Source organism: Azospirillum argentinense (assembly GCF_000632475.1).
GTDB classification, from domain to species: domain Bacteria; phylum Pseudomonadota; class Alphaproteobacteria; order Azospirillales; family Azospirillaceae; genus Azospirillum; species Azospirillum baldaniorum.
Window position 1 is genome coordinate 998,816 of record NZ_CP007793.1, and the last position, 17,096, is coordinate 1,015,911.

Consider the following 17,096-nt stretch of genomic DNA (forward strand, 5'->3'; position numbering starts at 1 on the left):
ATGGTCACGCCCAGGATCCTGCCGGATTTCCGCACCGGTCAGTCGGCGCCGCCCTCGCCGGAGGCGTTGCTGAAGGCGCTGGGCGGCGGCAGGACGGCCTCGGCGCGGAAGTCGGGGACGATGTTGGTCAGGATCGTCATCACCCGCTCCGCATCCCCGGCCCGTGCCGCCGTCTCCAGCTCGCCCAGGGCGCGGTTGATGAGGGCGTAGTCGATGACGCGGGGAGAGGCGAGGAACACGCCGTCGGCCTCCGTGCGCGACGGCGCCTCCGCCGAGGTCAGGATTTCTTCGAACAGCTTCTCGCCGGGACGCAGGCCGGTGAATTCGATCCTGATGTCCTCGCCCGGACGATAGCCGGCCAGCCGGATCATCTGTCGGGCGAGGTCAACGATCTTCACCGGCTCGCCCATGTCGAGCACCAGCACCTTGCCGCGCTCCTCCGCGCGGGCGACCCCGTGGGCCGAGGCCTGGAGCACCAACTCCACCGCCTCGCGCACCGTCATGAAGTAGCGGCGCATGTCGGGGTGGGTGACGGTCAGCGGGCCGCCCTTGGCGAGCTGGCGGGTGAACAGCGGCACCACCGACCCGCTGGAGCCCAGCACGTTGCCGAAGCGCACCGTCATGTAGCGGGTCGCCGTCTCGCTGCCGTCGCGCGGCGGCAGCATGTCGAGCGCTTGGCAGTAGCATTCGGCGAAGCGCTTGGTGGCGCCCATCACGCTGGTCGGGCGGATCGCCTTGTCGGTGGACACCAGAACCATCGCCTGGCAGCCGTTGGCCCGCGCCGCGTCGGCGACGTTCCGGGTGCCGATGACGTTGGTCAGCGCGCCTTCCGCCGGGTTGGCCTCGACCAGCGGCACATGCTTCAGCGCCGCGGCGTGGAAGACCATGTGCGGGCGCTGTGTCTGGAACAGGCGGAAGATGCGGTCGCGGTCGCGCACGTCGGCGATCACCGCCTGGAGCGCCAGGGCGGGGAAGCGCTCCCGCATCTCCATCTCGATGGTGTAGAGGTTGAACTCGCCGGCATCGACGAGGGTCAGCGTCTCCGGTTCGAGGGCGGCAATCTGGCGGACCAGCTCGCTTCCGATGGTGCCGCCCGCCCCGGTCACCACGACGCGCCGTCCGGTCACCAGGCTGGCGATGGCGCCGCGGTTGAGAACCGCCTGGGGACGGCCCAGCAGGTCCTCCAGCGCGATCGGGCGCACCTCGATCTTGCCTTCGCCCAGCGCGGACTTGAACTCGGTCAGGCTGGGCAGCCGGGCCATGGACAGGCCGAGCAACTCCGCCTGCTCCAGCAGGTCGCGCAGGACGGTGCCGGGCACGTCGGCCTGGCCCTTGGCGACGATCAGGCGCTGCGGGCGGTCGCCGCGCTGCGCCAGCTCCTCGACCACGCGGGGCAGGTCGTCGGGACCGCCCAGAACGGGCACGCCGCGGATGGCGTGGCCGATGCGGCGGTTCTTGTCGTCGAGCAGGCCGACCGCGCGGTAGGCGGCGCCGGCGTTCTGGTCCAGCGAGCGGATGAACAGCTCCGCCGCGTCGCTGACGCCGAGCAGAAGCACCGGGATGCGTGGCACGCCCCCTGCTTCCCGGTCATGAAGGCCCAGCCGGCGGTCCTTCACCAGACGGTAGGCGAAGCGCGGGCCGCCGAGCAGGACGAGCTGCACGAACCACAGGATCACCGGCAGGGACCGCGGCAGGGATTCCAGCCGCGTCAGCAGGAACATGACCGCGACGAAGCACAGCACGACCATCGTGACCGCGCGTAGGAGCTGGGCCAGATCAGGCACCGATGCGTAGCGCCAGATGCCGCGGTACAGCCCGGAAAAACGGAACGCCACCGCGCCGATCAGCACCAGAATGGGCAGGCCCGTCAGCAGCGGGTCTCTGTATTCGTCGAACGCCTGCTGGCCCACGCGCAGATACAGCGCCACAACCAGGGAAACGGCCGTCATCGTCAGGTCGTGAAGGTAGACGAGGGACGCCCGCGGGGACGGGATGCGCATGCGCTTTACCTTGGAATTCGCTTTGCCGGGGCCGTTCCCTTTCGGGCAACCCGCGGACCATGTTGGCCGTTCAGCCGCGCACAGCTTTGAACCATTCGGCGGTCAGGCGCAAGCCGTACGCAGGGTAGCAGGGCGGGCGCCAGTTCAGGGCGCGGCGGATGGCCCCATCGTCGATCACCAGCGAGCCGGCGATGCGGTCCAGCATGGCCTCGCGCCGGGCCAGCCGGGCGGCGAGGGCCAGCAGGGACGGCGGCACGGGCAGAAGGCGCGCGGGCTTGTTCAGCGCCTCCGCGATGGCGCGCACCAGCTCCGCCGTGGACATGGGGCGGCCGTCATGGACCAGGAACCGTGCGCCCGCCGCCTGCGGGTGGGTCAGGCACTCCTGGATGGCGTCGGCGAGGTTGCCCACGAAGATCAGGCTGCGCCGGTTCTCCAGGGCGCCCAGCGGCAGGGGGATGCCGCGGTCCACCGCCTGCATCAGCCGCAGGAAATTGCCACCCACGCCCGGACCGTAGACCAGCGGCGGGCGGATCACCGCGACCTCCAGCCCGGTGCGGGTGGAGATCTCGGCCAGAGCGCGCTCCGCCTCCAGCTTGGAGATGCCGTAGGGGGAATGCGGATCGGGCTCCGTCTCCTCGCTCAGCTCGTCCGGGCGGCTCTCGTCGGCCAGCGCCTTGACGCTGCTGAGATAGACCATGCGCTTGACGCCGGCCGCCGCGGCCGCCTCGGCCAGCACGCGGGTGCCGGCGGTGTTGACGCGGCGGAAGGCGGCCAGCGGGTCGGACTCGCGGTCGCGCATGACGTGGACGCGGGCGGCCAGATGGACCACCCCGTCCATGCCCTGGAGCGCGTTGCCCCAGGCGGTGGCGGGGCCGATGTCGTCGATGGTGACGGTCTCCGCCGCCTGCGGAACCGCGACGTCGGGGCGGCGAACCACGGCACGCACGCTGTGCCCGCGCGCCACAAGCAGAGGAATGACCGTCCGCGCGACGAAACCGGTGGCCCCGGTGACCAGGACGCGCATCACGCCGCCGCCCGCACAGGGCGCGCCAGCAGGGCCAGCAGCAGAACGACCGCCGCCGCTCCCGCCGGGAGCACCACCCAGCCGAGCGCCAGCGACGCCGCGGCCAGCAGCAGCAGCGCGGCGTTCAGCATCAGGACCAGCCGCACGACCTGGGCGTGGCTGCGCCCGCGCTGGGTGGCCTTCTGATAGAAATGCTCGCGGTGGGCCTGCCAGACCTTCTTGCCCTCGACCAAACGGCGCAGCAGGGTGAAGGTCGCGTCGGCCAGGAAATAGGCGGGGATGAGCAGGGCGGCGACCCACAGCCCCGACGCCGCCAGGGCCAGCAGCAGCCAGCCCAGCGTGAAGCCCAGCGGCACGCTGCCGACGTCGCCCATGAAGAGTTTGGCGGGATGCCAGTTCCACATCAGGAACCCCAGCGCCGCCCCCGCCGCGGCCAGCCCGTAGAGGGCCAACGCCGGGTCGAGCCCGGCGAGCGCGGCGACCAGCGCCAGCCCGGCGCCGATGGACGCCGCCTCGCCGCCGGCCAGCCCGTCGATGCCGTCCATGAAGTTGAACAGGTTGACGAACCACAGCCAGCCGACCGCGGCCACCAGCCGGTCCGCCCAGAAGGGCAGCAGCCCTTGGAAGACCAGCCCGTCGCCGGGAAGTGCGCCACCGGGAAGTGCGCCACTGGGAAGCGCGCTCAGCCCGGCGACCACCGCGGCGATCTGGGCCAGGAAACGCGGCGCCGGACCCAGCCCGCGCCGGTCGTCCATCCAGGAGACGGCCATCAGCGCCACCGCGCCGACCAGGATCGGCAGCGCCCGCAGCGGATCGTCCGCCGTCGCGGCGATGACCGCCCAGGCGGGCAGCAGGGTCAGCATCACACCCCAGCCGCCGCCGCGCGGCGTCGGGATGGAATGGCTGGACCGGTCGTTCGGGTGGTCGAGGATCGCCTTGCGCCGCAGGTAGGCGAGCACCCGTCCGGTGAGCAGCCAGGACAGCGCGAAACTGCCGCCCAGGGCGAGAGCCAGGGCCAGGGCGCCGCTCATGACGCCTCCGCGACCGGGGCGGCCGTGCCGGTCCGGGCGGAAGCCAGCAGGCGGCGGTACAGCTCGACCGTCTTCGCGCCCACCCGGTCGGCCGCCATGTCGGATTCGACCAGCCGACGGCTGGCCGCGCCGAATTGCCGCCGCAGGGCGGCGTCGCGCACCAGGACCTCCAGCGCGTCGGTCAGGGCCGCCACGTCGCCGGGCGGGACCAGCAGGGCGTTCTCGCCGGCGCGCGCCACCTCGCGGCAGCCCGGCACGTCGGTGGCGACGATGGCTCGCCCGCAGGCCGCGGCCTCCAGCAGGCTCTTCGGCAGCCCTTCGCCGCCCAGCGTCGGCAGGACGGCGACGTGGCAGCGCCGCCACAGGGCGCGGATGTCGTCGAGATGGCCGGTCAGCTCGACGTTCGGGCGGGCGGCCCAGCCGTCGAGAACCGGTTGCGGGAAGGAGGTGGGGTTCGCCGGGTCGGGCTGGCCGGCCAGGATCAGCCGCACGTCCAACCCCTTGTCCAGCAGGCGGTCGTGCGCCTCGACCAGCCGGTCCATGCCCTTGTTGGCGAGCAGGCGGGCGGCGCAGCCGATGGTCACCGGTGGCTCCGGCGGTTCGGGCAGGACAGTGTGGTGCGCCGTGTCGATGCCCGAGCCGCGGATGATGCAGGTCTTGTCCGGGGTGATCAGACGCTGCTCCAGCAGGGTCCGGCGGTCGTCCTCGTTCTGCAGGATGGTGACGCTGTTGGGACGGCGCAGCATGCAGCCCAGGACCGGCTTCGCCAGCTGGCCGGCCAGCCGGGCCTTGGCGCCGCCGGTGCCGAGAAACATGGTGCCGAGCCCGGCCAGGGCGTTCACCACGGCGGGAACCCCGGCCTGCCACGCCGCCAGCCCGCCCAGGACGACCGGCTTCACGGCCACGTGATGGACGATGTCCGGCGCCTCCCGGCGGTAGAGGGCGGCGATCTCGGCGACGTCGGACAGGGCACCCAGCGGGTTGACGCTGCGCCGCTGCCAGGACAGCGGCAGCACGCGGAAGCCCTCGGCGGCGATGCGGTCGCCATGCCGGTCGATCCGGGCGGCCACCGCGACGTCGAAGCCGGCATCGCGCGCGGCGCGGGCCATCGGCAGCCGATGCGACCAGAAATACCAGTCCTCGGTGACGAGGTAGATCAGCTTTGGTTTCACGGACACGTTGCGGATCTCGGGGGGCGGATCTCGGAGGGGCGGATCTCGGAGGGGCGGATCGGAACGGCGGACCTCAGGCGAGGCCGTGGTAGCCCTTGTACCACGCGACGAAGCGGGGCAGGCCGGTCTCGATGGACGTGGTCGGCTCATAGCCGAGGTCGCGGCGGCTGACCTCGATGTCGGCGGAGGTTTCCGGCACGTCTCCGGCCTGGATAGGCTCCATGTTCATGTTGGCCTTGCGCCCCAGCGACTCTTCGATGATGCCGATGAAGCGCATCAGGTCCTCGGTCCGGTTGTTGCCGAGGTTGTAGACGGCGTGCGGCGCGCCATTGGCGTCGGGGGCCGCCGGACGGTCGAGCGCCGCCAGCACCCCCGCCGCAATGTCGTCCACATAGGTGAAGTCGCGCTTCATCCGCCCCTCGTTGAAGACGCGGATCGGACGGCCCGCCATGATCGCGTCGGCGAACAGATAGGCGGCCATGTCCGGGCGGCCCCACGGGCCGTAGACGGTGAAGAAGCGCAGGCCGGTCGCCGGGAATTTGTAGAGGTGACAGTAGGCGTAGGTCATCATCTCCGCCGCCTTCTTCGTCGCGGCGTAGATCGACATGGGGGAGTCGACGCGGTCCTCCACCGAGAAGGGCATCTTCTTGTTGGCGCCATAGACGGAGGAGGTGGAGGCGTAGACGAAATGCTTCAGCTTCGGCATGCGCCGGGCGGCTTCCAGCATCGCCACCTGCCCGGTGACGTTGGCGTCCACATAGGCGTAGGGATTCTCCAGCGAGTAGCGCACCCCGGCCTGGGCGGCCAGATGCACGACGCCCGTCGCTGTCGTGAAGTCGGGGGCCAGCGCCTCGACCGTCGCGCGGTCGGACACGTCGGCCTTGATGAAGCGGAAGCCGGGACGGGCGGCGAGGCGGGCCAGCCGCGCCTCCTTCAGCGCCACGGAATAGTAGTCGTTGAGGTTGTCGATCCCCAACACCGTCTCGCCGCGGTCCAGCAGGGCCGCCGCGACGTGCGAGCCGATGAAGCCGGCCGCGCCGGTGACCACGATCGTCATATCCACCATCCTTGACGGGCCTGCACCGGCCAGACGCTTGCTTCGAACGTAACGCGCGCGTCAACAGCCCGTCTTATGCCCGACCCGGGGACCGGACGCCAGTCCGCAAAAATCCTCCACCGCTTGACAGCCGGCGGGCGCACCCGATCTACTGCCGCAACCTTAATCACGTTGCCGAGCCGGACATCCATGCCGCCGAAGAAGAATCCCGCGAACCTCAACCCGCTGCAGCTCAAGACGCTGACCCTCCTTCAGGAACTCGCCCGTCTGGAGCAGAAGCCGGTCGAGGGCGAGGAGGGGGCCTTCCAGGTCACCAACCTGCCGCACGCCCATGGCAACCACTTCCATCTGGGCAGCGCGGTCGTCGCCTCCCGCGACGCCACCGGCCTGACCAACGAGGCCGTCTGGACCATCCTTGAGCGCAAAGGCATGCTGCGCCGCGATGCCGGTTACGGCATCGTGACCGCCGAGGGCATGGCCTACGAGACGGGCCTGCGCGACAGCATCCTGCACCGCTCCGACCATTAAAAGCGAGGGCGCGCGCCGTGTGCGGCATCTGCGGCTTCCTGGCCGGCTCTGGGCCTGCATCCGGGCTTGAGGCCACAGCACGGCGCATGGCCGACACCATCGCCCACCGCGGGCCCGACGGGGATGGCGTGTGGGCGGATGGGGAGGCCGGGATCGCCCTCGGCCACCGGCGGCTCGCCATCGTGGAGCTGTCGCCGCTGGGCCGCCAGCCGATGGAGTCGGCGGATGGGCGCTGGGTGATCGCCTACAACGGCGAGATCTACAATTTCCAGGACCTGCGGGCGGAACTCGAATCCGCCGGCCATCAATTCCGCGGCCACTCGGACACCGAAGTGCTGCTGGAGGGCTGTGCCGCCTGGGGTGTCGAGCGCACCGTGCGCCGGCTGGTTGGCATCTTCGCCTTCGCCTTGTGGGACCGCCGCGAGCGCACGCTCTTTCTGGTGCGCGACCATCTGGGGGTGAAGCCGCTCTACTGGGCGCGGATGGGCGGGGCTCTGCTGTTCGGCTCCCAGCCCAAGGCGCTGCGCGCCCACCCGGCCTTCACGGCGGCAATCGACCGCGACGCGCTGTCCGCCTATCTCCGTTTCAGCTACGTCCCGGCGCCGCACAGCATCTACCAGGGCGTCCACAAGCTGGAGCCGGGCAGCATCCTGACCGTCCGTCCGGGGCGCGACCCTGAGCGCACCGTCTATTGGGACCCCGGCGACGCGGCGCGGGCCGGCATCGCCGACCGGCTGTCGCTGTCCGACGCCGACGCGACGGACGCGCTGGAGGCGCTACTCAAGGACGCGGTCGGGCGGCAGATGATGGCCGACGTGCCGCTGGGCGCCTTTCTGTCCGGCGGGATCGACAGCTCCACCGTCGTCGCGCTGATGCAGGCGCAGAGCGCGCGGCCGGTGCGCACATTCACCATCGGTTTTGGAGAGGACGGCTACGACGAGGCGGTGCACGCCCGCGCGGTCGCCGCTCATCTCGGCACCGAGCACACCGAGCTTCGGGTGGAGGCCAGCCACGCGCTGGAGGTCATCCCCAAGCTGGCCGACTGGTACGACGAGCCCTTCGCCGATAGCTCGCAGATTCCGACGCTGCTGGTGTCGGAAATGACCCGGCGCTCCGTCACCGTGGCCCTGTCCGGCGACGGCGGGGACGAGTTGTTCGCCGGCTACAACCGCTATCTGACGGCGCCCGCCTTGTGGCGGCGCATGGCGCCGCTGCCCGCCGGGCTGCGCCGTGGCGCCGCCGGGCTGATCCGCGCCGTCCGGCCCGCCGGCTGGGACGCGCTGGCCGGACTGATCCCCGAGGGGCGGCGCCCGCGCCAGACCGGCGACAAGCTGCACAAGCTGGCCGGCGTGCTGGACGCCGCCGGGCCGGACGCCATCTACCGCCGTCTGGTCAGCCAGTGGCCGGACCCCGACGCACTGGTCCGCGGCGGGCGGGAGCCGCATGGTCCGGCCTGGGACGATGGGCTGGCGGCGAGCATCCCCGATTTCGTCGAGCGCATGCAGCATCTCGACAGCGTCACCTATCTGCCGGACGACATCCTGGCGAAGGTGGACCGCGCCAGCATGGGCGTGTCGCTGGAGGCGCGCGTGCCGCTGCTCGACCACCGGGTGGTGGAATTCGCTTGGCGCGTGCCGCAAGCGCAGAAGCTGCGCGACGGCAAGGGCAAGTGGCTGCTGCGCCAAGTGCTCTACCGCCATGTCCCACCGGCCCTGGTGGAGCGGCCCAAAGCCGGCTTTGCCATTCCCTTGGACGGCTGGCTGCGCGGCCCGCTGCGCGACTGGGCGGAGGATTTGCTGGACGAGGGACGCTTGCGCCGGGAGGGCTTCTTCGATCCCGCGCCGATCCGCGCCTGCTGGACGGAGCATCTGGCGGGAACCCGCAACAACCAGCACCGGCTCTGGAACGTGCTGATGTTCCAGGACTGGAACCGCCGCTGGGGCAGCGCCGCCGCCCCGGCCCCGCTTGCCGCGAGCGCCGCATGACGACCGACGAGACGACCAAGACACCCGCCGCCCCGCCCCCCGCCGTTTCGCCGAAAAAGGACGACAAGCAGGACCGGCTCGCCGCCCGTCTGCGCGAGAACCTGCGCAAGCGCAAGGAGCAGGCGCGCGGGCGGGAGAAGGACGGCCAGCCGGGCTGACAGTCATTGACCGATGACGCATTTGCCGCATCGGTCCGGAGCCAGTCGCACGGTATCGTTGCCGCCGATCCGGAACGGGGCAGGGCGGGGCCATGGTGGTTGACTCGGCGCGGGCGCGCCTGTGGGGCTATGGCTGCATCGTCGCCTCCGCCCTGCTGTTCGGCGTGGCCGGGACGGCGGCCAAGATGATGTTCGTCGCCTCCATGCCGCCGTTGGTGATGATCGCGGTGCGCGCCATGGTGTCCGCCGCTGTGCTGGCCCTGATCATGCTGGCGCTCGGCCGGCCGATCCGGGTGCGGCGGGTGGACCTGCCGTTCCTGGGGGAACTGGCGGTCTGGCTGACTCTGGTCAACCTGACCTTCTTTTACGCCATCGCTCTGACCAACGTGGCGCTGGCGCTGATGCTGGAATACACCGCCCCCATGCTGATCGTGGCCGCCGGGCTGCTGCTCGGCACCCACCGGATGAACCGGGCGGTGGCGTTGATCCTGGCGGGCAACGCCGCCGGCTGCTTCCTGCTGGTCGGCGCCTACGATCCGGCCCTGTGGTCGGGCAACGCGCTGGGGGCGGCGGTGGGCATGCTCTGCGCCGTGTGCTTCGCCGCTTACAACGTCCGTTGCGCCCACGGCCACCGGCGGGGGCTGGACAGCTGGTCGATGACCTTCTGGCCCTTCTTCCTGTCGGCGCTGTTCTGGCTGCTCGCCACTCCCGCCATTGATTACGCGGCGGTCGAGGTGACCTGGGAGACGGTGAGCTTCGTGCTGTTCATCGGCGTGTTCGGCACGGTGGCGCCCTACTGGCTCTATCTGGAAGGGCTGAAGACCATCGAACCGTTCCCGGCGACGGTGATCGGCATGCTCGATCCCGTCTTCGCCGGGGTGACGGCCTTCCTGCTGCTGGGCGAAACCTTCGAACTGCCCCAACTCGCCGGGATGGTGGTGGTCTGCGCGGTGATCGTCTTCCTGAAGCGCAACGAATCCGCCGTGCAGGCTATTCCCCGTCCCGCCGCAGAGCCTTCCTGAGCCAGATCTGCGTGTGCCCCGGCGGGTAGCCCTCCATCTCCGCCCACACCTCGTAGCCCTGCTTGCGGTAGAAGCCCGGCGCCTGGAAATCGTAGGTGTAGAGGCGCGACCAGCGGCAGCCGCGTTTCACCGCCTCCACCTCCGCGGCGGCCAGCAGCCGGGCGCCAAGCCCGCCGCCGCGCCGGCCGTCATGGACCCACAGATAATCCACATACAGCCATTCCCAGTTGGTGTAGCCGGTCAGCCCGGCCATAAGCGCCCCGTCCGCGTCGCGGACGGTCACCTGGAGGTCCCGCAGGTCGTAGGGGTCGGTGAAGCGCTCGTTGAAGGCGCGCAGTTCACCGTGGATCTGCTTCACCTCGTCCGGGTCGAGCCGCCCGGAGAGGGAGAGGGTCAGTCCGGCCATCAACTCGTCCCGGGCACTGTGCCGGGCGCTGTCCTGTGTCACGCGGTCCGTCCTTTCAATTGCGGCGGGAGAAGGGCTTCCATGAGAAAAAGCCTCAATTCCTTCCCTTGAGCGCGCCCGCATGCTCCGCTACAACGCCTGACAGATTCAATCCCCGTAAGACCCGAGAAGTCCGCCGACGATGGGCGTGTCGTCGGACCCTCGGACCCGCAAGATGGCCTAATCCGCCGGGCTTCGGCCTTTTCGACAGCATCTGACCGGACAAGACAGCTTCATGGACAAGATCCGCATCCGCGGCGGCAAGCCCCTTCACGGGTCGATCACGGTCGGCGGCGCCAAGAACGCGGCGCTGCCCCTGATGACCGCGGCGCTCCTCACCGACGGGACGCTGACGCTCACCAACCTGCCGATCCTCGCGGACATCAACACGCTGTGCAACCTGCTGCTCCAGCACGGCGTCGCGATCCACATGGCCGGGGCGGGCGGGGATTGCGCCGGCCGCGTGGTGGAGTTCACCGCCCGCGACATCACCAACACCACGGCCCCCTACGACCTCGTCCGCAAGATGCGGGCGAGCGTCCTGGTGCTCGGCCCGCTGCTCGCCCGCTGCGGCGAGGCCAAGGTATCGCTGCCCGGTGGCTGCGCCATCGGCGCCCGCCCGGTGGACCTGCACATCAAGGGCCTGGAGGCCATGGGGGCGGACATCCGCATCGAGGGCGGCTACATCGTCGCCAAGGCGCCGCAGGGCGGCCTGCGCGGTGCCGAGTATGTCTTCCCCAAGGTGTCGGTGGGCGCCACCGAGAACCTGCTGATGGCCGCCACGCTGGCCCGCGGCACCACGGTGCTGGTCAACGCCGCCCGCGAGCCGGAGGTCACCGACCTCGCCGAATGCCTCGTCAAGATGGGCGCCAAGATCACCGGCATCGGCACCGACCGGCTGACCATCGTCGGCGTCGACCGGCTGAACGGCGCCCGCCACATGGTGGTGCCGGACCGCATCGAGACCGGCACCTACGCCATGGCGGCGGCGATGACCGGCGGCACGCTGGACATCCTGAACACCCGTCTGGACCTGATCAAGGCGGCGGTGACCGCCCTGGTCCCGGCGGGCGTGGAGTTCACCGAGATCGAGACCAATGGCCAGACGGGCATTCGCGTCTCCCGCGCCAACGGCGAGCTGGTCGGCGTGGACGTGATGACCGAGCCCTATCCCGGCTTCCCCACCGACCTTCAGGCCCAGATGATGGCCCTGATGTGCACGGCCAGGGGTGCAGGCATGATCACCGAGACCATATTTGAGAATCGGTTCATGCACGCGCCCGAGCTGACCCGCATGGGAGCCCGCATCACGGTGCACGGTTCCTCCGCCCTCGTCCGGGGTGTGGAGCGTTTGACCGGCGCGCCCGTTATGGCGACGGATCTCCGCGCGTCGGTGTCGCTGGTCCTGGCCGGTCTTGCGGCGGAAGGGGAGACGACGGTCAACCGCGTCTATCACCTCGACCGCGGCTACGAGCGGCTGGAGGACAAGCTGGCGGCCTGCGGCGCGGACATCGAACGCATCCGGGCGGAGGACGACTGACGGCGTCCTGCGCCCGTTCAGCCGTCCACAGCGAAGGGAAGCTCATGACCGCCACGCCGATCCGCCTGCGCGCACAGGATGCCGAGGATCTGAAAGTCGTCTCCGCCTGTCTGCAGGACGCCATCCTGCCGATCGGGGACATGTGCTTCCTGCCCGAAGAGGCGCGCTTCGTGCTGGTGGCCAACCGCTTCAAGTGGGAGACCGCGGGCAAGCGGCGCCCTGGCCCGACCGCCGACGACGACCACCTGAACCCCTTCGAGCGCGTCAATTGCGGCGTGCGGATCGAAGGGGTGAAGGCCGTGAAGCTGCGCGGCCTCGACCTGAAGGACCGCGCGCAGATCCTGGAATTGCTCTCCGTCGAGGCGGCGGAGGGCGCCCTTGTCCTGAATTTCGCCGGCGGCGCCTGCATCCGGCTGGAAAGCCCGTCCTGGACCTGCTTCGTGGAGGATCTGGGCGAGCCCTGGCCGACCGGCTGCAAGCCATGCCATCCATTGGAAGACGAACAATAATCGGGAGACCGCCATGAAGGCGCGGGTGAAGTGGGTTGATGGTCGGATGTTCGTCGGCGAGTCCGGCAGCGGCCACGCCGTGATCATGGACGGCGCGCCGGAGGCGGGCGGGCGCAACCTGGGCATCCGTCCCATGGAGATGCTGCTGATCGGCATGGGCGGCTGCACCGGCTTCGACGTGGTGATGATCCTGGAGAAAGGCCGTCAGGCCATCACCGACTGCGTGGCCGAGATCGAGGCCGAGCGCGCCGAGACCGACCCCAAGGTCTTCACGAAGATCCATGTTCATTTCGTGGTCACCGGGCGCGGCCTGGACCCGGCCAAGGTCGAGCGCGCCATCGCCCTGTCGGCGGAAAAATACTGCTCCGCCTCGATCATGCTGGGCGCCACCGCCGCGATCACCCACGATTTCGAGATCGTCGAAGCGCCGTAAGCGCAACGGCGGCGGAACTGCGGTGGCGGAACCGGCGGGCTTCGGGCGGGTTGGGACAGCGTCGATGCCCACCCCAGCCCATGGAGCCCCGCCGCCATGCCCTCCAATCCCGTTGCCGGCCGGAATCGGCCCGTCGTCGTCGTCACCGGAGCGTCCGCCGGGGTCGGGCGGGCGACGGCGCTTGCCTTCGCGCGGGAATGGGGCGCGGCGGTCGGGCTGATCGCCCGCTCCCGCGAGGCGCTGGAGGAGGTGGCGGCGGAGGTCGAGCGGCTCGGCGGCGCGGCGCTGGTGCTGACCGCCGACGTCGCCGATGCCGAGGCGGTGGAGGCCGCCGCCGAGCAGGCCGAGCGGGCGCTCGGTCCCATCGATGTCTGGGTCAACAACGCCATGGTGACGGTGTTCGGGCGCATCCGCGACCTGACGCCCGAGGAGGTCCGGCGGGTGACCGAGGTGACCTATCTCGGCTCCGTCCACGGCACGATGGCGGCGCTGCGCCGCATGCTGCCGCGCGACCGCGGCCTCATCCTTCAGGTCGGGTCGGCGCTGGCCTACCGCTCCATCCCGCTTCAGGCGGCCTATTGCGGGGCCAAGAGCGCCATCCGCGGCTTCATCGACAGCCTGCGCTCCGAACTGATCCACGACGGCAGCCGCCTACAGGTGACCATGGTCCATCTGCCGGCGGTCAACACGCCGCAGTTCGACTGGGCGCGCAGCCACATGACGCGCCGGGCCAAGCCGGTTGGCGCCATTTTCGACCCGGACGACATCGGCCGCGCCATCGTCCGGGCCGCGGCGGACCCCAAGCGGGAGCACTGGCTGGGCTTCACCACCGCCGAGGCGATCCTTGGCACCCAGGCGCTGCCCGCCTACGCCGATTACCGGGTGGCCTTCACCGCCTTCGAAGGGCAGGAGACGGAAGAAACGGAGGCGCCGAACCGGCCCGACAATCTGTTCGAGCCGGTTCCAGGCCTGCACCGCACGCACGGGCGCTTCACCGGCCAGGAGGAGCGCCTGTCGCTGAGCACCACAGGAACCGCGGCGCGTGGCTTTGCCTTTCTCGCTGGCCTCGCGGTGGTCGGGGGGCTCGGCTACGCCGCGCGCGCGGTCCTGCGCAAGGAGCGCGCCTGACAGTGGGGCAAGGAAGGCGGATCAGGGCGTGATGAGCTTCAGCCCGAGGATGCCCGCCACGATCAGCGCGATGCAGCCGAGCCGCAGGATGTCGGCGGATTCACCGTAGATGAAGATGCCGAGGATGACGGTGCCGACCGTTCCGATGCCGGTCCACACGGCGTAGGCGGTGCCGAGCGGCAGCGACTTCAGCGCCATGCCCAGCAGGGCGAGGCTGATGACCATCGAGGCGACGGTCAGGGCGGTGGGAATGGGGCGGGTGAAGCCCTCCGTCTGCTTCAGGCCGACGGCCCAGCCGATTTCAAAGAGGCCGGCGAAGAACAGGATGACCCAGGACACGGAACACCTCCGATGGATTGGAGGCAGGGTCGTCCCCGCCGAACTCCCCACGCCCGAAACGGGTGTGCCGTGGTGAGGTCGTCCTCACGGGAGGGCGACCGGGATATAGGGATGCGGGCGGTCCGGTCAAGCCCCGTGGTCAAGCGCCGTCCCAGCGATGGCCGCTGTCGGTTTCGCACAGCATGGCGACCTCGCGGCGGGGACAGCGGCGGTCGTCCAGCGGCAGGACCGTGAAGCCGGGCGTGGGGCGCTCGCGGGTGGCCGGCTGCGACGGTGAAGGAGACTGGGGGTGCGTTGCGGTGCGGCGGGTCATGGCGGTCACCAGGGTGGGAGGGTCGTTCGCTCCACTCTAACCATGGTGTCCTCCCCGCGCTGTGGCGGGCCTCACAAGGCGTGTCAGGCCCGCTTGCGCTCTGTCGCATCCTTGGACAGGAACAGGCGGCAGGTCAGGACCGGCCCGATCTCGTAGCCGTTGACGCGCGGGAAGCGCTGGGCGACGCGGTCCAGCGCCTCCTTCTGGTTGGCGGCGACGACCAGATAGGCCCGCCCGTCGCGCCAGGAGGCGGCCATGGCGCCGCTGGTGTAGAGCGCGTCGGGGGCGCGGCGCACCGTCACCTCCCAGATGGTTCCGGGCCGGGCCTCCAGCCGGTCGAAGACGTGGAAGAACTCCATCGGCGCCCGCTGGGCCGCGTCGAGCTGCCGTTCCAGAACCTCGGCCTGCCGCTTGGCCTCGGCCAGAGACTCCTCCAGGCCACCCAGCGTACCGCGCGTCGTCTCCAGCGTCTTCCGGGCCTCCTGGACGCGCTGCTCCATGGTCCGGATGTCCTTTTCGGCGGAGACGATCTCGTCGCGCGCCGCGCGGACGCGGCGCTCGCCCATCCGGTTCACCAGGACGCTGGCCGCCAGCAGCAGCAGCGACGCGTAAAGGATGATCGCCGTCATGGGGAAACCGGCCGCGCACCTTCGTTGGTCCCGCTTCCGGCCGGGATAAGCGGGATCGTTTCCGGCCGCGAGGCCAGGACTCCGTTGCGCGTGCTGAAGGCACGCTGGAGCATCGCCGCGGCGGCGTCCGGCGTGTCGGCCCAGACACGGGCGATGTTCCGGCGATCCCAGATCGCCCGCGCGAACAGCATGCGCCGGGGGTCGAGCCGGGCGAAATCCGGGACGGTGCGCAACTCGCTCTCGTAGCGCTGGGCGCCGCTCTGCGCGTCGCCGATCTCATGCACCAGGGCGATCTTGGACGCTTTCACCGACGCGATCAGGCCGGTCAGGCGCCCGCGCTCGGCGGTCAGACGGTCGAGAGCCTCCTGCCTCGCGGCGCTCTCGGCCTGGGCGATCTCGATGCCGCGGCCGAGGGCGGCGAGGTCGGCGGACTGGGCTTCCAGCTTCCGTCGCACCAGCGCCTTGCGGCTGCCGGTGGCGGTCAGGCGCGAGGCCTCGTAGACCACGGAAATGCCGAGCGCGCCCACGCACAGAACCAGCACGGCGAGGGCGAAGGTGTCCAAATTCATCGCATCACCATCCGAACCATCAGCGCCCGCCCGGTGTGCCGGTGGCGTTCATCGCCCCGGACAGGGCATGCCCCGGCCGTCTGGCGTGCGCGGGAGACGGGAAATCGCCGGAGCGCCTTGCGGCTTCGTACAGGTCGCGCAGACCGCGGTCGAGACCGCGTGTCGAAATGCCGCCATGCATGGGGAAATCCGTGACGCCGCTGTCCGTGTCCTCGGTGTGCGCCGTCAGCCAAGCCGCGGCGGCATCCACCAGCGGCAGGGGCAAAAGCGCGCGAAGCGCCGCGCCGAGCAGCGGGTCGCGGCGGGTGTAGAGACCGGCCACCGCGAACAGGGCCATCGCTTCGGGTGGGACGCTGTCGTTGGCCAGCGCGCCGCGCACGCAGGCCAGCAGCTCGTCGATCTCCATGTCCGGCGCCCGCCCGCCCAGCGCCCGCCATCCGTCGCACAGGCGCAGCGCGGCGGCCAGCGTGTCGACGTCCGTGCCGTCCAGGGCGCGGAGCGCCACGACACCCCCGGGAATCGCCAGGGTGCTGGCGGCGCGCATGCGGTGGGTGTTGGCCTCCTCCAGGAACAGGGCGAGCGCGGCGGGGTCGGTGCGCAGCGCGTCCAGGACGGCCAGCGAGCGCTCGCGCAGGACTTCCGCCCAATCCACCATTTCCGCGGAGGCGAGAACCCGGTCCAAAGCGCCGTCGACCAGCCGGTTCTCCAGGCGGTTCTGCACGGTGGCCGGCAGGTCGTCCATCCGCCGCGACAGGGCCGGCCACCAGCCGGCGGTGTCGAGGACGCGGATGCAGCCGGGCAGCGGGTCCGGGACCGACAGCAGGGCCGGATCGCGCAGCATCACCGGCTCCAGCCAACGCGCCCACAGGCGGCGCGTGTGCGCCTGCCGCCGGCTGGACAGCAAGCCGAGAAGCATGGCCCGCACCGGCAGCCCGGCCGGCCGCTCCGTGGTCGGCGACGCACCGGGACGGCGGTCGAAGCATGACAGGAACCGGCGGAACGCCGCGTACCGGCCGGTGGGCGCGCCGTTCGGGCCCGAGCTGTCCAGAGGCATAGCGTCCAGGGTCGTGCCGATTGGGGTCATGCCGTCCAGATCCCTGCCATTGGAATCCTCATTCTGGATGTCCCCGACATTGAGGTCCATGTCCATACGCGGGCAAACTCCCTCGTTTTCGGGGAGTATAAAAGATTACAGTAATACTTGGGTATTCATC

19 protein-coding genes are annotated in these 17,096 nt (G+C 70.5%); 8 read left to right on the forward strand and 11 right to left on the reverse strand.

The window, feature by feature from the left end; translation table 11 throughout:
* Positions 1-38 precede the first annotated feature (38 nt).
* The 5 genes from ABAZ39_RS04735 to ABAZ39_RS04755 form a co-directional block, all read right to left on the reverse strand.
* Positions 39-2,000 (reverse strand): polysaccharide biosynthesis protein, encoded by a 1,962-nt coding sequence (locus tag ABAZ39_RS04735; protein ID WP_038527223.1) that lies wholly within the window; start codon positions 1,998-2,000, stop codon positions 39-41.
* Positions 2,001-2,070: 70 nt separating this feature from the next.
* Positions 2,071-3,024: an NAD-dependent epimerase/dehydratase family protein gene (locus ABAZ39_RS04740; protein WP_038527226.1), complete on the reverse strand. Its 954-nt coding sequence runs from the start codon at positions 3,022-3,024 to the stop codon at positions 2,071-2,073.
* On the reverse strand, positions 3,024-4,055 hold the full coding sequence (locus tag ABAZ39_RS04745) for an MraY family glycosyltransferase (RefSeq protein ID WP_038527229.1): 1,032 nt from the start codon (positions 4,053-4,055) through the stop codon (positions 3,024-3,026). Before ABAZ39_RS04745 ends, ABAZ39_RS04740 begins: the two co-directional genes overlap by 1 nt.
* Positions 4,052-5,233 (reverse strand): glycosyltransferase family 4 protein, encoded by a 1,182-nt coding sequence (locus ABAZ39_RS04750; protein WP_247881626.1) that lies wholly within the window; start codon positions 5,231-5,233, stop codon positions 4,052-4,054. The genes ABAZ39_RS04745 and ABAZ39_RS04750 overlap by 4 nt, the downstream gene beginning before the upstream one ends.
* 67 nt (positions 5,234-5,300) lie before the next feature.
* Complete coding sequence (locus tag ABAZ39_RS04755) at positions 5,301-6,284, reverse strand: SDR family NAD(P)-dependent oxidoreductase (RefSeq protein WP_038527232.1); 984 nt, start codon at positions 6,282-6,284, stop codon at positions 5,301-5,303.
* 189 nt (positions 6,285-6,473) lie between these two features.
* Here ABAZ39_RS04755 and ABAZ39_RS04760 point away from each other — a divergent pair, with 189 nt between their 5' ends.
* The 4 genes from ABAZ39_RS04760 to ABAZ39_RS04770 all read left to right on the forward strand — a co-directional run bounded on the left by ABAZ39_RS04760 (position 6,474) and on the right by ABAZ39_RS04770 (position 9,977).
* Positions 6,474-6,812 carry a hypothetical protein gene (locus ABAZ39_RS04760; protein WP_038527236.1) on the forward strand — a complete coding sequence of 113 codons (339 nt, stop codon included), beginning with the start codon at positions 6,474-6,476 and terminating at the stop codon, positions 6,810-6,812.
* 17 nt (positions 6,813-6,829) lie between these two features.
* On the forward strand, positions 6,830-8,797 hold the full coding sequence (gene asnB, locus ABAZ39_RS04765; protein ID WP_038527239.1) for an asparagine synthase (glutamine-hydrolyzing): 1,968 nt from the start codon (positions 6,830-6,832) through the stop codon (positions 8,795-8,797).
* The gene (locus tag ABAZ39_RS36050) at positions 8,794-8,955 is read left to right on the forward strand and encodes a hypothetical protein (RefSeq protein WP_160174798.1); all 162 of its coding nucleotides are present in this window, start codon (positions 8,794-8,796) and stop codon (positions 8,953-8,955) included. The genes asnB and ABAZ39_RS36050 overlap by 4 nt, the downstream gene beginning before the upstream one ends.
* Before the next feature lie 92 nt (positions 8,956-9,047).
* Complete coding sequence (locus ABAZ39_RS04770) at positions 9,048-9,977, forward strand: DMT family transporter (RefSeq protein ID WP_038527242.1); 930 nt, start codon at positions 9,048-9,050, stop codon at positions 9,975-9,977.
* Here the strand turns inward: ABAZ39_RS04770 and ABAZ39_RS04775 are convergent.
* The gene (locus ABAZ39_RS04775; RefSeq protein ID WP_247881627.1) at positions 9,946-10,425 is read right to left on the reverse strand and encodes a GNAT family N-acetyltransferase; all 480 of its coding nucleotides are present in this window, start codon (positions 10,423-10,425) and stop codon (positions 9,946-9,948) included. The genes ABAZ39_RS04770 and ABAZ39_RS04775 overlap by 32 nt on opposite strands.
* A 232-nt stretch (positions 10,426-10,657) precedes the next feature.
* Between ABAZ39_RS04775 and murA the strand changes: the two genes are divergently transcribed.
* From murA to ABAZ39_RS04795, 4 genes are all read left to right on the forward strand, one after another.
* Positions 10,658-11,962 carry a UDP-N-acetylglucosamine 1-carboxyvinyltransferase gene (gene murA, locus ABAZ39_RS04780; RefSeq protein WP_038527247.1) on the forward strand — a complete coding sequence of 435 codons (1,305 nt, stop codon included), beginning with the start codon at positions 10,658-10,660 and terminating at the stop codon, positions 11,960-11,962.
* Between the two features lie 44 nt (positions 11,963-12,006).
* Complete coding sequence (locus tag ABAZ39_RS04785; protein WP_038527250.1) at positions 12,007-12,471, forward strand: DUF2948 family protein; 465 nt, start codon at positions 12,007-12,009, stop codon at positions 12,469-12,471.
* Between the two features lie 13 nt (positions 12,472-12,484).
* Entirely contained in the window at positions 12,485-12,904 is a 420-nt protein-coding gene (locus ABAZ39_RS04790; RefSeq protein WP_014240530.1) for an OsmC family protein, read from the forward strand.
* Positions 12,905-13,000: 96 nt separating this feature from the next.
* On the forward strand, positions 13,001-14,032 hold the full coding sequence (locus tag ABAZ39_RS04795) for an SDR family oxidoreductase (protein ID WP_038527254.1): 1,032 nt from the start codon (positions 13,001-13,003) through the stop codon (positions 14,030-14,032).
* A gap of 21 nt (positions 14,033-14,053) precedes the next feature.
* Here ABAZ39_RS04795 and sugE read toward each other — a convergent pair whose 3' ends face one another.
* The 5 genes from sugE to ABAZ39_RS04815 form a co-directional block, all read right to left on the reverse strand.
* The gene (gene sugE, locus ABAZ39_RS04800; RefSeq protein WP_038527258.1) at positions 14,054-14,371 is read right to left on the reverse strand and encodes a quaternary ammonium compound efflux SMR transporter SugE; all 318 of its coding nucleotides are present in this window, start codon (positions 14,369-14,371) and stop codon (positions 14,054-14,056) included.
* Positions 14,372-14,510: 139 nt separating this feature from the next.
* Positions 14,511-14,684: a hypothetical protein gene (locus ABAZ39_RS36055; protein ID WP_160174799.1), complete on the reverse strand. Its 174-nt coding sequence runs from the start codon at positions 14,682-14,684 to the stop codon at positions 14,511-14,513.
* Between the two features lie 83 nt (positions 14,685-14,767).
* Complete coding sequence (locus ABAZ39_RS04805; protein WP_038527261.1) at positions 14,768-15,313, reverse strand: hypothetical protein; 546 nt, start codon at positions 15,311-15,313, stop codon at positions 14,768-14,770.
* A complete protein-coding gene (locus ABAZ39_RS04810) occupies positions 15,310-15,882 on the reverse strand; it encodes a hypothetical protein (protein WP_038527264.1) in 573 nt (190 codons plus the stop codon). Before ABAZ39_RS04810 ends, ABAZ39_RS04805 begins: the two co-directional genes overlap by 4 nt.
* Positions 15,883-15,901: 19 nt before the next feature.
* Entirely contained in the window at positions 15,902-16,966 is a 1,065-nt protein-coding gene (locus ABAZ39_RS04815; RefSeq protein ID WP_211113714.1) for a hypothetical protein, read from the reverse strand.
* Between the last annotated feature and the right edge of the window lie 130 nt (positions 16,967-17,096).